At 41.9% G+C, this 13211-nt stretch carries 12 protein-coding genes; 9 read left to right on the top strand and 3 right to left on the bottom strand.

Going from position 1 to position 13211, the window contains the following annotated elements; translation table 11 throughout:
- Nucleotides 1–762 carry a type IV toxin-antitoxin system AbiEi family antitoxin gene (locus AOC35_RS10550; protein ID WP_108647048.1) on the bottom strand — a complete coding sequence of 254 codons (762 nt, stop codon included), beginning with the start codon at nt 760–762 and terminating at the stop codon, nt 1–3.
- Nucleotides 763–1085: 323 nt separating this feature from the next.
- Between AOC35_RS10550 and AOC35_RS10545 the strand changes: the two genes are divergently transcribed.
- The 9 genes from AOC35_RS10545 (at nt 1086) to AOC35_RS10505 (ending at nt 11543) form a co-directional block, all read left to right on the top strand.
- Nucleotides 1086–2246 (top strand): acyl-CoA dehydrogenase family protein, encoded by a 1161-nt coding sequence (locus AOC35_RS10545; RefSeq protein ID WP_108647047.1) that lies wholly within the window; start codon nt 1086–1088, stop codon nt 2244–2246.
- A 34-nt stretch (nt 2247–2280) separates the two neighbouring features.
- Nucleotides 2281–3297 (top strand): Bug family tripartite tricarboxylate transporter substrate binding protein, encoded by a 1017-nt coding sequence (locus AOC35_RS10540; RefSeq protein WP_108647046.1) that lies wholly within the window; start codon nt 2281–2283, stop codon nt 3295–3297.
- A 31-nt stretch (nt 3298–3328) separates the two neighbouring features.
- Nucleotides 3329–4684 (top strand): MmgE/PrpD family protein, encoded by a 1356-nt coding sequence (locus AOC35_RS10535; protein WP_108647045.1) that lies wholly within the window; start codon nt 3329–3331, stop codon nt 4682–4684.
- On the top strand, nt 4681–5679 hold the full coding sequence (locus tag AOC35_RS10530; RefSeq protein WP_245898482.1) for a Bug family tripartite tricarboxylate transporter substrate binding protein: 999 nt from the start codon (nt 4681–4683) through the stop codon (nt 5677–5679). The genes AOC35_RS10535 and AOC35_RS10530 overlap by 4 nt, the downstream gene beginning before the upstream one ends.
- Before the next feature lie 24 nt (nt 5680–5703).
- Nucleotides 5704–6525, top strand: coding sequence for an enoyl-CoA hydratase/isomerase family protein (locus AOC35_RS10525; RefSeq protein ID WP_108647044.1), 822 nt, complete (start codon nt 5704–5706; stop codon nt 6523–6525).
- A gap of 50 nt (nt 6526–6575) precedes the next feature.
- The gene (locus AOC35_RS10520) at nt 6576–8690 is read left to right on the top strand and encodes an acetate--CoA ligase family protein (protein ID WP_108647043.1); all 2115 of its coding nucleotides are present in this window, start codon (nt 6576–6578) and stop codon (nt 8688–8690) included.
- 51 nt (nt 8691–8741) lie between these two features.
- Entirely contained in the window at nt 8742–9536 is a 795-nt protein-coding gene (locus AOC35_RS10515; RefSeq protein WP_108647042.1) for a class II aldolase/adducin family protein, read from the top strand.
- A gap of 88 nt (nt 9537–9624) precedes the next feature.
- On the top strand, nt 9625–10644 hold the full coding sequence (locus AOC35_RS10510) for a tripartite tricarboxylate transporter substrate binding protein (RefSeq protein ID WP_108647041.1): 1020 nt from the start codon (nt 9625–9627) through the stop codon (nt 10642–10644).
- Between the two features lie 2 nt (nt 10645–10646).
- On the top strand, nt 10647–11543 hold the full coding sequence (locus AOC35_RS10505; protein WP_108647040.1) for an amidohydrolase family protein: 897 nt from the start codon (nt 10647–10649) through the stop codon (nt 11541–11543).
- A gap of 34 nt (nt 11544–11577) precedes the next feature.
- On the opposite strand, the gene AOC35_RS10500 is transcribed toward AOC35_RS10505, so the two are convergent.
- Both AOC35_RS10500 and AOC35_RS10495 read right to left on the bottom strand, forming a co-directional pair.
- Nucleotides 11578–11961 (bottom strand): MbcA/ParS/Xre antitoxin family protein, encoded by a 384-nt coding sequence (locus AOC35_RS10500; protein ID WP_211307507.1) that lies wholly within the window; start codon nt 11959–11961, stop codon nt 11578–11580.
- Entirely contained in the window at nt 11951–13156 is a 1206-nt protein-coding gene (locus AOC35_RS10495) for a CaiB/BaiF CoA transferase family protein (RefSeq protein WP_108647039.1), read from the bottom strand. The genes AOC35_RS10500 and AOC35_RS10495 overlap by 11 nt, the downstream gene beginning before the upstream one ends.
- Between the last annotated feature and the right edge of the window lie 55 nt (nt 13157–13211).

Here is a 13211-nt window from a genome sequence, read left to right as displayed (position 1 = left end):
TTATGCGAGTTCCTTTGGTATGGTGATGAGATACTTTGAATCGAAATGCCCATCTGAAATAATACTCCTCTTCCCACTGCCTAAATTTACCCCTTTTAAATCTAGGTATTTAAACCAAGCATGCCCAATTTTTTCTGCCATAAAGAGAAAAAGCCTTTTAACTTTGATCGATTCACAAGACTCTAAAAATGTTTGAACTTGCATAGGTTGAATATTGTTGAGACCCTCTAAAAGTTCATAGCATTCCATCAAATCTTGTTTATTCGGAGTAAGATATAAACACTCAAAAATTGCTCTTAAAGGGCTAGATATTTTGATAGAAAAATTTTTAATTTCGAAATCCAAAAGTTCTAGTTGACTGGGTAAAAATGACGTCCGGTGATGCTCGATAGAAATACCCCAATTTGTATTTGAAAACCATTTTGGTAGATGCTCTGTCCACTCTCCAAAAAGAGAGACTGAATTAGCATTAAGATTTAAAAAATGTAATCTACCTTGTAGCTCTAAAGCTGACTTGCCACCAACGTGGATGGATGATTGTCCCTGCCTCTGAAGGGCGTACAAAGCGCCTTGGTAACTAACTTCGTCACCCATGCGTTTGACTGCACCACTTCCTATAGACTCTAACCAACCACTTTTTTTATATCGATTAGTCAGTTGCCCTGATATACCTATTTGTTTAAGCCAAGATGATAGATAGATCGTGCCGGGTGGCCAATCATGCATTAAGTGGTTTATTTTTTTTGAATTATTTAAACTCATAGTTTAATTATAAAAAATTAAATAAACTAAGGCAAGAAGATGGTTTAAAAATATATATATTTATAAACTAATAGTTTATTTTAAAATAATTAAATAAACTATTTGGTATTTTCAATGGACTTTTAACAATCTTGCCACTGATATTCGAGTTTGGGATTCAAATTGAACAGCCAAGATAAATAGAATTAAAAAATCACAATCCTCAATAACTCAAAATAACTCAAAATAATTCAAAACTTTCGTTCTTCAAAACAAAGAAATGATAACTTTCAGTCTTGTTAAAATACTGAATAATCAATAAACAATAACAAAGGCAGACACGCATGGATTTTCACCTTTCCTCAGAACAAATTGCTTTTGCTGATGCATTACATAAATTAGGCAAAGATAAATTAGCACCAGGAGCTCTTTCCAGAAATCATAGTCCTGATTATCCTTGGGAAATTGCAGAGTTACTCAGTCAGCAAGGCCTTTTGGGCATTACCCTTAAAGAAGCCGATGGGGGTATGGGCGGAACGCTGATGGATGCCGTCATTGCCATTCAAACCATCGCCTTATATTGCCCTAAGAGTGCTGATATTGTGCAAGCAGGCAACTTTGGCCCAATACGTAGTTTTGCTGAGTACGCTACCGAAGATCAAAAGGAACGATATTTACCTGATTTGTTAGCTGGTAAAGCGGTGATTTCTTTGGGAATGACTGAACCAGATGCTGGTTCAGCTGTGACTGAACTCACCACCAATGCCAAAAAAATAGAGGGTGGTTACTTAGTGAATGGTAGCAAAGTCTTTTCAACACACAGTCCAGATGCCAAGGTATTCTTGATTTACTTGAGATATGGCCCAGGTCTTGACGGCATCGGTTCAATGTTAATCGAGCGGGATACTCCAGGCTTTGAGATTGGGCAACCATCCAGCTTTATGAGTGGTGAGCGTTGGTCACAATTGTATTTTGCAGACTGTTTTGTTCCAGATAGAAATGTTTTACTAGGACCCGGTGGTTTTAAAAAGCAAATTAGTGGTTTCAATGTCGAGCGCATTGGTAATGCATCACGTTCTCTTGCACTAGGCCGTTATGCCTTTTTACAAGCAAAGGAATATGCTAAAAACCGTACTCAGTTTTCTAGAAAAATTGCTGAATTTCAGGGTATCCAGTGGAAGTTTGCAGAAATGGCAACCAAATTAGAAGCAGCTCAGTTGCTACTTTATAAAGCAGCGCTAAACGCTGATAGTGGCTTGCCATCTCCTTATGAAACAGCGATGGCAAAACTCATTTGTAATGAAACGGGTTTTAACGTTGCGAATGAAGCTTTGCAAATTATGGGTGCCTCAGGATATAGTCAAGAAAATCTGGTGGAATATTGCGTTCGAAGAACGCGAGGCTGGATGATTGCAGGCGGCTCGATTGAAATTCTTAAAAACCGGATTGCAGAAGAAGTTTTAGAAATGCGCTTTGATCAAAGACCACCTAAAGCAAAAGCTTAATAACTACACACTCTAATAACGAATCGGATTGAATATGCTAAAACTTACGCTATTACAACTTACCCAGTTAAAAATTCAATCACTGAAAGTGATTTCATTAAGCCTCTTATGCCTCAGTTCGATCGGTTTACAAAACATGGCTAGTGCGCAATCAGACACCTATCCTAATCGTCCTATCAAAATGATTGTTTCCTTTACAGCAGGGGGTACAACCGATATTTTGGCTCGAGAAGTGGCTAATCAATTAACCCAGCGTTTGAAAGTTCCGGTCATTGTCGAAAATAGACCAGGTGCAGCGGGGAACTTGGGTACAGAGATTGTTGGTAAGTCAGCTCCTGATGGATATACCTTACTCGTTAATTCGAGTGGTCCTATTTCAGTTAATCCTACTTTATTTAAAAACTTGGCTGTTAATCCATTAACGGATTTAGATCCAGTGGCATTACTTGCTGAAGTACCGAATGTGTTGATTGTGCCATCTAGTTCAAAAATCAACACAGTCAAAGAGTTGATTGACTTTGGTCGGGCGAATTTAGGTAAAGTCAATTACGGCTCAACCGGCATTGGCACTGCCTCACATATGACGGGTTTTATGTTTAGTCAACAAAGTGGAATTAATGCTACCCACATTCCTTACAAAGGTGCTGAAGCGGTGCGAGACCTTATTGCAGGACGCCTTGATTATATGTTTGCGACCTTACCCTCAGTTGCCGCCTTAATTAAAGGTGGTCAGGTCAGAGCCATTGGTATTTCGATTAAAAAACGTTATGTCACCTTACCAGAAGTGCCTACGATGTTGGAGTCCGGCATCAATATGGCCGCAGGTTCTTGGTTTGGTGTCTTTGCACCACACGGAACTTCTGCAGAAAATGTGAAGGTGCTAAATCAACAAATCGTCGAGATTCTAATGTCCAAAAAGACAAAAGATAAACTCATTAACGAGGGAGCCGAACCGATTGCCATGAATGTTACAGAATTTACTAAATTTGTACGTAATGAATATGAAACTTGGGCACCTATTGTCAGATCCTCTGGTGCAAAACCAGAATAAATGAGTTCAATCAGATAAATTTAAGGGCAAGATGAAAACTTTGTTAACCAGCTTTGGTGAATATATTGAAACAGCGTCTTCACAGCCGTTAGCAGCAGATGTTTTGCATGCAGCCAGACGCGCACTACTTGATTGGCAAGGAGCCTTGATTGCCGGCTCGAATAGTGATGTAGCCCAAAAGTTGATTGCCGCTTATCAACCTGAATTTGGTTTTGGTAACTGTGCAGTTGCCGGTACGGATTTAAAAACCACGCCCAGAGCCGCTGCTTTTTTAAATGGCTCCATCGCCCATATTGCTGAGTTTGATGATATCTACCGTAACGGCGCATACCATCCAGCTTGTCCGACTATTTCTGCAGCTTGGGTTTGTGCCACCCAACAAGGCCTGAGCCTTGACGCTTTACTCAAAGCGGTTGTCATTGGCTACGAAGTCTCAACACGTATTGCCGAAGTGATACAGCCTAGTCATTACAAATATTTTCATACGACAGGTACCGTTGGAGTTTTTGGTGCGGCAGCTGCTTGTAGTAGTTTATTAGGGCTTACTGCAGAGCAGTCAATGAATGCCCTAGCTACTGCTGGAACCTTTGCTAGTGGTTTACAACAAGCCTTTCGCAGTGACTCAATGACCAAGCCATTGCATGCAGGACATGCTGCAGAAGTAGGCTTAAATGCTGCTTACTGTGCACTAGCGGGTATGACTGGAACTCCCGATATCTTAGAAGGTGATGCTGGATTTGGTGCTGCGATGTCACAAAACCCGCGTTGGGCTGATGTCCTGAATGGTCTCGGTAAAGTTTTTAATATCACGCAAATGACATTTAAAAATCACGGATGTTGTGGTCATACTTTTCCAGCAATTGATGGTGCGCAGTACCTCACGCGTCTTCATCAAATCGATACCAACGCAGTGAAAAAGATTGAACTCTTGGTTTATCAAGCTTCTGCCGATGTGTGTGCCTATCGTCATCCACAGACTCCCTTTGAAGCAAAATTTAGTCTGACTCATACGGTGGCTTGCGGCATGATTTTAGGCGCTGTGCGCGAAAAAGCCTTTGCCCAGGAGCAGTTAGGCAATGACAAGATCCAGCAATTAGAAGACAAAATTTCTTATCAAGTTGACCCACTAATTACTAGCTTATTCCCGAAAGTACGGAGTGCAAAAGTTCGGATTGAAATGAACTCAGGAGAGATATTTGAGCATCACCAACAAACACGTCACGGTGATCCCGATGATCCACTGACCGATGCTGAACTCAATGAAAAATTTCAAGAACTATCAACGACTCGCGTTGGAGAGATAGCAGTGCGTGATTTAAGTACACTGATTTGGGAAGGAGAGAATCATCTTGTTGCAAACTTAAGTTCTCACTGGAGATTGCAATGATGATAAATTTTTATAGTGTCACTTCTACGAAACGCTCTACTCTTTTATTACAGATTTTGTTAGTCATTGGCCTTGGGTTTTCATTTTCAGTGAGTGCGACTTATCCCGAAAAGCCAATTAAATTAATTGTGCCTTTTTCACCCGGCGGTGGTACTGATTTAGTTGCAAGAACAGTGGCGGAGGGGATGAGTCGTGATTTAAACCAATCCGTCGTTGTCGAAAATAAGCCTGGCGCGGGTACGGTAATTGGTACAGATTATGTGGTGAAAAGTGCACCAGACGGCTATACCTTGATTGTGGCGACCTTTGCCCAAGCAGTTAATCCTAGTTTGATTAAAAATATGCCCTATGTCGCTAGTCGCGATTTAATTCCAGTGGCGATGGTTGGGAACTCTCCTAACGTACTCGTTGTCTTACCCAATAGTGAATTTAAATCCATTGCAGATGTGATTGCTTATGCAAAGAAAAATCCGGGTAAATTAACTTATGCTTCGCAGGGTAATGGTACCTCTGCCCATTTAGCAGGTGAACTCTTTACGAGTTTGGCGCAAGTGGAGATGGTCCACATCCCCTACAAGGGGGCTAGTCAAGCGATTACGGATCTACTCGGTGGCCAAGTTAGCATGAGTTTTGCAACTGCTTCAGCTGCAGCGAATTTGGTCGGGGCTGGTAAATTAAGAGCTCTTGCTGTTACTACCAAAGAGCGATCTGCTGGGTGGCCTAAAACTCCGACCATGATTGAAGCAGGCGTCAAAGATTACTATATGGAAAGTTGGTACGGAATCTTTGCTCCCGTAGGAACGCCCAAAGAGATTGTCGATCGTTTAAATAAAGCGGTTTTACAATCGACTAAAACTAGTTATTTCTCTACCCGTCTTGCTGATGAGGGACTCATGGCCAAACCAGGTAGCCCAGAAAGTTTTGGTCAATATGTGGCAAATGAAGAAGCGCGTTGGCAGAAAATTATTCAAAACGCCAAAATTAAATTAGATTAAGTAACATTCAATTAGGAAAAAATAATGGAAGTGAAATTGCAGTCATCAGAAGCTAAACAACCCGAAGTCTTATTTACGGTTGAGGACAATATCGGCATTCTCACCCTGAATCGACCAGAAAAAATGAATGCATTTTCGGATGCCATGCGCGCGCAGTATCTGGATTTGTTAAATCAAATTACCTATGACCGCAATGTCCGCGCACTCGTTGTCACTGGAGCTGGTAAAGGCTTCTGTGCTGGTGGTGACATTAATGGTATGAAACAAAGAATGAATGCTCCGGTTGGTGAAATGGGTTTTAACGGTTGGACACGCCAGCAATATGTTGGCTCAACTGTGAGTGCGCTGATGAATATGCCTAAACCAACCATTGCAGCTGTGAATGGTCCAGCCATGGGACTCGGCGCTGATTTAGCACTTTCTTGTGACTTTGTGATGGCTGCTGACTCCGCCTTATTTGCTTGGTCGTATATTCTGCGAGGTATCATACCCGACGGTGGTGGGATGTATTTTTTACCGAGACGGGTCAGTTTAGCCAAGGCAAAAGAACTCTTATTTACCGGTAAAAAAGTACCTGCCACTGAAGCTTTAGATTTAGGGATTGCTGATCGCCTAGTACCTCATCAGGACTTATTAACGCAGGCTGTGAGTTGGGCCAAAGAATTAAGTGTTGGCTCGGAAGCGGCCATTGCGCTCACGAAAGGTATTATCAACCGAACCTATGAATCGCAAGCGGAACAGATTTTTAGTCAGGGAAGTCTTGCGCAAGGCTTATGTTACACAACGCAAGATCACCATGATGCAGTTGCCTCATTTTTAGAGCGTAGTCAAGTAGCGAAAAAATAATACGTAGCACAAGGCTATTTAACATGGCCTCATTTATAAAGGATTACAGAATGAACTCTTTGGACTCATTATTTAAACCCAACTCAGTTGCTATTATTGGTGCTTCAGCAGATCCTACCAAAACTTCAGGTCTGCCTGGCGCTTATCTCATTAAGAGAAATTTTAGTGGCGAGATTTATTTTGTGAATCCACGTTATCCAGAAATGCTGGGTAAACCTTGTTATCCAGACATTGCTTCGATACCGAATGTCCCCGATATGGCCATCATTTTATTAGGGGCCAAAAATAGTATTCATGCTGTCAAAGAATTAGCGGACAAGGGCTGTAAAGCGGCGATCGTTTTAGCGAGCGGTTTTGCTGAGCTAGGTGAGGAAGGTCAACTTCTGCAACAACAATTGTTAGAAGCACGTGGAAATATGCGCCTCTTGGGACCTAATACGATTGGGCTTATGAACTTGACCGATAACATTGCTCTCTCTGCAAGTTCAGCTCTAGAAATTGAAAACTTACATGCTGGCCCAGTTGCCATTGTGTCGCAAAGTGGCGGTATTGTTGGTTCGATATTGTCGCGTGCTGCTGGTAGTGGTTTAGGTTTATCTAAATTAGTTGCAACCAGTAATGAAGCAGACTTAGATGTGGCTGATATGGTCGACTATCTTAGTGAAGATGAGTCGACGAAGATTATTCTTTTGTATTTAGAGGGTGTGCGTCATCCTGCTAAATTTGAGTTAGCAGCCAAAAAAGCAAGACTTGCTGGCAAGACACTGATTGTTTATAAAATTGGTAAATCAGAGAGTGGTGCGCGTTCAGCTGCTTCCCATACTGGTGCCATGGCTGGTGAAGACCGCGTCTACGATCAATTCTTTAAACAAAATCAGGTATTACGTGCTGATTATTTTTCTGACTTAATTGATTTTCCAGTTTCAATCCAAAATGGTAAGCGACTAAAAAATAATCGTATTGCTATCCTTACATCTAGTGGCGGTGCGGCGACGCTGATTGCCGATAATTTGGGCTTAATGAATTTTGAAATGCCCTTGCCCAATGAAGTGACTGCTCAAACCTTACGCACGCTCGACGAAAACTTACCGATTGATTTGGGCAATAACCCAATTGATGTAACTCTTGCAGGGTTAAAGCCTGAATTACTGAAGAAAATCATTGCTACTCTGCTTGCCTCAGATGATTATGATGCGATTGTGGTGGTGGTTGGCTCTTCTGCTTTAGCGATGCCTGACTTGATGGCTGGTGCGATCCGTGAAGGTATGGGGGACTCCAATAAGCCGATCTTTGCTTATATCTCGCCGTATGCTCCACAACTTGTTTCGACTTTTATTCGGCAAGGTATTCCAGCTTTTGCTGCCCCAGAAGGCTGTGCTCGTGGCCTAAAAGCGCTATGGCAAATTTCCCAGTTGGAGCAGACAAATATTAGTACTATTGAACTAACAGAACCGTTTACTTTAGATCAAGAAACACAAGCATTAGGTGAATTCAAAGGAACGCTGAATGAACATGATGCCAAAGCATTATTTGCTAAGTTTGGCATGCCCATGGCGCGTGAGAAAGTAATCACTACGAGCTTACAAGCTACCATCTTTGAAGCGGAAGTCAAAAAGCCCTTAGTCCTAAAAATATTGAGTGATCAGATTACTCATAAAACTGATGTGGGCGGGGTTGTCATGAATTTACGAGGTATCCAAGTGGGTGCTGAACTAGAGAAAATGCGCAAGAATGTATTAGCTAAAACGGGGATTCGGATTGAAGAATTTTTAATCCAAGAGATGTTACCTAAAGATTTAGAGCTATTCATCGGCGTGAAGAGAGATATTTTAGGATTGGTATTGATCATTGGTTCAGGCGGTATTACGGCTGAGGTTTTTAATGACTCCACCGTCTATTTACTACCGAGTGATGCACAAGTGGGAATCAATGAAGAAGTTGTACTGCAGATGTTGCAGTCACTCACGATTTGGCCACTCATGAACGGTTTTAGGGGGATTGAGCCCCTAGATATACCTGCATTAGTAAAGGTCGTACAAGGTTTTGTAAAAATGGCTCAAAGCTATCGCCATACTCTTCTAGAGGCAGAGGTGAATCCCATCTTAATGCACGCACTAGGGCACGGCGTTACTGCAGTGGACGCGGTTGCTGTTTTTGAAAAGTAGAATAGATCAATAATCAAATATGATAACAAGTAATTAGAAAAGGAGACATCAATGACAACAAATACCAACGGAAAATTATATGTGCGCTCTCTCAAGGATGAGGTAAGTCCGCAGGAATGGGAGGCACGCGTGAATCTCGCTGCCTGTTACCGACTTGTGGCGCATTACGGCATGTCTGACATGATGGCCAATCATATTACTCTGCGAGTGCCGGGTGAAGAAGATGCTTTTTTAACCAATGCGTATGGCTTGATGTATGAAGAAATGACAGCTTCTTCTTTATATAAAATTGATCATGAAGGAAAGATCTTAACTAAACCAGATTTTGGTGATTTGCAGTATGGGATTAATATTCCGGGTTACATTTTGCATAGCGCGATTCATAAAGCGCGCCCAGAAGTCAATTGCGTGATTCATACCCACAGTTGGCCTGGTATGGCGATTTCTTCATTAGAGATGGGTTTACTTCCTTTGAACCAAACCTCTATGCGTTTTTTGAAAATTAGTTATCACGACTATATGGGCGTAGTACTCAACCTCGATGAGCAAGAAAGCTTAGTGAAAGATTTAGGGGATTCTGAAGCCTTAATTTTGCGCAATCATGGCTTACTTACTTGTGGCGCGACTGTTGGTGAGGCGTTTAATTGGATGCACCGCTTAGAACTGTCTTGTAAAGCGCAGTTAGCTGCAATGGCTTGTAATTCCCCATTACAAAAAGTATCGCAGAAAGTACTAGACGAAACCTATATGAACTATCAACCAAAAACCCGTCGTCCATACGGGGTGATGGAGTGGCCTGGAATGCTGCGTTTCTTAGATCGGATGGATTCGAGTTTTAGAGAGTAGTCGGAAGTCGCCTTTTATTGTGACAAGTTCATGCTTCGTGAGCTTGTCCGTTTTAATCTGATACTAAAAAAATAAAGAGGGAGATCGTATGCAAATCAGTCAGCTGCTGCAGAAGTATTTCGATAGCAAATTCAACATAAAAAGCCTACTCATTGCTGTTTTAGGCATCTGTCTCATACCAAGTTTAGGCTTTACACAAACTGCCAATAGTAGCTATCCAAATAAAAGTATTAACTTAGAAATTCCGTTTGCACCAGGCGGTAATTTAGATATTATTGGTCGAACCATAGCCCCTGGGTTATCCAAAATTTTAGGACAGTCGGTCGTGGTTGAGAACCGTGCTGGGGCGGGTGGTGCGATTGCTAGTAGCTATGTTGCAAAAGCTCCTGCGGATGGTTATACCTTAATTGTGGCAACCACCAATACCATCGGTACTCTGCCGCATTTAATCAAGACCAGCTATCAATTAGAAAACTTTGCACCGATTAGTGCGGTTGCTTTTTCTCCACTAATGATTGTGGTTCGTAAAAATGACACACGATTTAACTCAGCTAAAGATTTGATTGCCATGGCAACGAAGTCACCTGGCAAAGTCAGTGTTGGCCATTCCGGTCCTGGTACTTCTAATCATATGTCGATTCTGAATATCGAAGAAGTGGCAAAATTGCAATTTAATGTGATTCCCTACAAAGGATCAGCGCCTGCATTAACTGATTTAATTGGAGGCCAGTTAGATTTTGTAGTGGATCAAATTACCAGCTCAAAGCCGTTTATCGATGGCGGTCAATTAAAAGTACTCGCTGTACTCGCGAGAAACCGTGATGGTAACTTTCCAGACGTTCCAACCTTGGTTGAGCAAACGCAAATTGATTTAGAGATGGGAACTACTACGGGCATCTTAGCGCCGAGTGGCACACCACCTGAAATTATTCAAAAACTCAATGCGGCAATTGGCCAAGTAACTAAAGAAGAAGATTTCTTAAAAAGAATGAAATCGATCGGCAGTACTGCGCTGTATTCAAGTCCTGCTGCCTGGCAAGAAATGATTGCTAAAGAATCAGCCAACTCAAAAAAACTAGCCCTTTCTGGAAAAATTAAAGCGGAGTAATAATGACTAAAGTATGTTTACCGGCCATCCCACTATCTGCGTATCAACCCGTAACTTTACAAATACCGAAACTTGCCTGCGATAGTCACGTTCATACGTTTGGCCCATATGCTAAATATCCTTTAGCGGATGATCGCAGTTACACCCCTGCTGCAGAGTTTTTGCCTGAGCAATTTGTGGCGCATTTAGATCACCTTGGTTTAACCAGAGGCGTTGTCGTGACCGCAAGTGTTTGTGGTACGAATAATGGTTCAACCTTAGACGCGCTCAAAGCTTATCCTGATCGTCTACGTGGCGTGGTGGTTCCGGATCCTAATATTACGGACGCCGAATTAGATCAGATGCATGCTTTAGGTGTTAGAGGAGTGAGAGTCAACTTATTACAAGTTGGTGGTCACGCGATGTATCGCAACGGCATTGGCCTTGAAACCTTAGAAGCTTTAGCACCGCGGATGCGAAGTCGTGGCTGGCATGCGCAAATTTGGATTTATGCGCCAGATTTACCTCGTTTGATGCCTCGTTTATCGGCCCTACAACTTCCGTTGATCGTGGATCATATGGGACGGATGGAAACGGCTAGAGGGATTACTGATCCAGGCTTTTTATTTTTATGCGACTTGCTAAAAACTGGTCAAGCTTATTGTAAGATTTCTGGGGCTGATCGAATCGGGACCGCCTCAAAAGGTTTTATTGACGCCCTACCATTCATGCAAGCTCTTGTTGACGCCAACCCAAAGCAATTAGTATGGGGTACCGATTGGCCTCACATTAATTACTTTGATCAAGAGAAATTACCGAATGATGGTCATCTCTTGAATTTGCTGGGTGAAGTACTAAATACACCTGAACTTTTACAACAAGTTTTAGTGGATACACCAGCATTGCTCTATGACTTTTGATGCTGGTTAAGTTTCTTAATTATTTAATAGACTTTTAAATCTTACCGACTTTAAGTTCTAAGTAAGAGCGAACCATTAGTAATCCTGTAAACCCAAATTCTTTAATTATTTCGACGGGAGTTAGGTTTTCAAAGGTTTTATTCTTCGATTTAATCCAACCATAAAGATCAGCCTTATTGTTCGGGAACAAAATTCTTAGACTTTTATGGATTGTCAGAAGGTGACCAACCCGAGCATATTGATCCACCTCAACACCAATTGGTTCTCCTTGGCGATACCGATTGAGGGCAGATTTATTAGTTGGGGGGAGACCCAGCAATGTAAGCTGATCCTCGGTAGGCAAGTTCCAATGATCAAGTAATTGAATGACCATTTTAGCTAAAGCACTTCGGTCTATTTCTGTTTTACTATTTATCACTTGCCACCATAATGCCTTTGGCAATCAATTCATCAATAGTGGCTTGTGACAAACCCAGTTCAGACAAAATCTCTTTGGTGTGCGCTCCCTGATAGGGCGGATCCAACCGAATCCCTAAGCGTTGTCCACCAATGGTTAAGGGCAATAAAGGCGTGTGAGTAACAGATCCTGAATTTATACCATTCGGTATTTCAATCTTAGCGATACCACCCGTTGCTAAGAGATGAGGATCATTAAACAGTTCTTGAGGTTTCGTGATGGGTGCGTAAGGTAAGCCATTATCTTCAAAGATTTTGGCAATATCTACTGCAGCAACATCCACAAATCTTGCTCTTAATTCAGGGATTAATGTTGCTCGGTTTGTTACTCTGAGATTATTCGTTGCGTACCTTGTATCAGCCTGCAGATCTGTCCAACCAAATACGCGGCAAAAAATTTCCCATTGGGTATCGGTAACAACACCCAAGAAAATCTGTTCTTGATTTTTTACTTCAAAAATATCGTAAATGCTCCACGAAGAAAGGCGATTTGGCATTGGGTCTGCTGCTTTGCCAGTAACAGCATATTGCAACATATGTTGTCCGACTAAGAAGACATTATTCTCAAATAAACCAGTCTGAATCTCTTCACCAAGTCCGGTTCGATCACGATTGCGAAGGGCGGCCATCACACCAATTGCCCCAAAAATACCACCCATCATGTCATTGACTGAGGTCCCAGCACGTAGAGGCATTCCTTTCGGTCCTGTCATATATGCCAGGCCACCCATCATTTGAACGACTTCATCTAGCGCGGTGCGATGATCATACGGGCCAGGTAAAAATCCTTTATTCGTGACATAAATTAAGCGAGGGTGTTTTTTAGACAGGGTCTCATAATCAAGGCCTAGCTTTTTCATGGTGCCCGTTTTAAAATTTTCGATCACGACGTCCGCTGTAGCAATCAGATCTTCAACCACCTTCTTGCCTTCAGGTGTTTTTAAATTTACCGAAATACTTTTTTTATTCCGATTAAACATCGGGAAAAATCCTGCGCCAGAGCCTAATAGCTCACGCGTTTTATCACCCTCAATCGGCTCGACTTTGATCACATCAGCGCCTAAATCAGCGAGCACCATGCCGCAAGTAGGACCCATCACCATATGTGTAAATTCAACAACCCGAATATCGTGATAAGGGAGCAATGGTTTGGACATGATTAAGCCTTATAAAGTAATGCTTTGATTTTAGCAAAATTGAAGTCAATTAAAT

The sequence above is a fragment of the Polynucleobacter rarus genome, assembly GCF_003072505.1.
GTDB classification, from domain to species: domain Bacteria; phylum Pseudomonadota; class Gammaproteobacteria; order Burkholderiales; family Burkholderiaceae; genus Polynucleobacter; species Polynucleobacter rarus.
Note: the sequence above shows the minus strand (reverse complement) of the source record. Positions and strands in the feature narration are given on the sequence as shown.

Bases quoted from the DNA above. Each gene is read 5' to 3' on its own strand.
- AOC35_RS10550 (WP_108647048.1), bottom strand. From the start codon at position 762: ATGAGTTTAAATAATTCAAAAAAAATAAACCACTTAATGCATGATTGG.
- AOC35_RS10545 (WP_108647047.1), top strand. From the start codon at position 1,086: ATGGATTTTCACCTTTCCTCAGAACAAATTGCTTTTGCTGATGCATTA.
- AOC35_RS10540 (WP_108647046.1), top strand. From the start codon at position 2,281: ATGCTAAAACTTACGCTATTACAACTTACCCAGTTAAAAATTCAATCA.
- AOC35_RS10535 (WP_108647045.1), top strand. From the start codon at position 3,329: ATGAAAACTTTGTTAACCAGCTTTGGTGAATATATTGAAACAGCGTCT.
- AOC35_RS10530 (WP_245898482.1), top strand. From the start codon at position 4,681: ATGATGATAAATTTTTATAGTGTCACTTCTACGAAACGCTCTACTCTT.
- AOC35_RS10525 (WP_108647044.1), top strand. From the start codon at position 5,704: ATGGAAGTGAAATTGCAGTCATCAGAAGCTAAACAACCCGAAGTCTTA.
- AOC35_RS10520 (WP_108647043.1), top strand. From the start codon at position 6,576: ATGAACTCTTTGGACTCATTATTTAAACCCAACTCAGTTGCTATTATT.
- AOC35_RS10515 (WP_108647042.1), top strand. From the start codon at position 8,742: ATGACAACAAATACCAACGGAAAATTATATGTGCGCTCTCTCAAGGAT.
- AOC35_RS10510 (WP_108647041.1), top strand. From the start codon at position 9,625: ATGCAAATCAGTCAGCTGCTGCAGAAGTATTTCGATAGCAAATTCAAC.
- AOC35_RS10505 (WP_108647040.1), top strand. From the start codon at position 10,647: ATGACTAAAGTATGTTTACCGGCCATCCCACTATCTGCGTATCAACCC.
- AOC35_RS10495 (WP_108647039.1), bottom strand. From the start codon at position 13,156: ATGTCCAAACCATTGCTCCCTTATCACGATATTCGGGTTGTTGAATTT.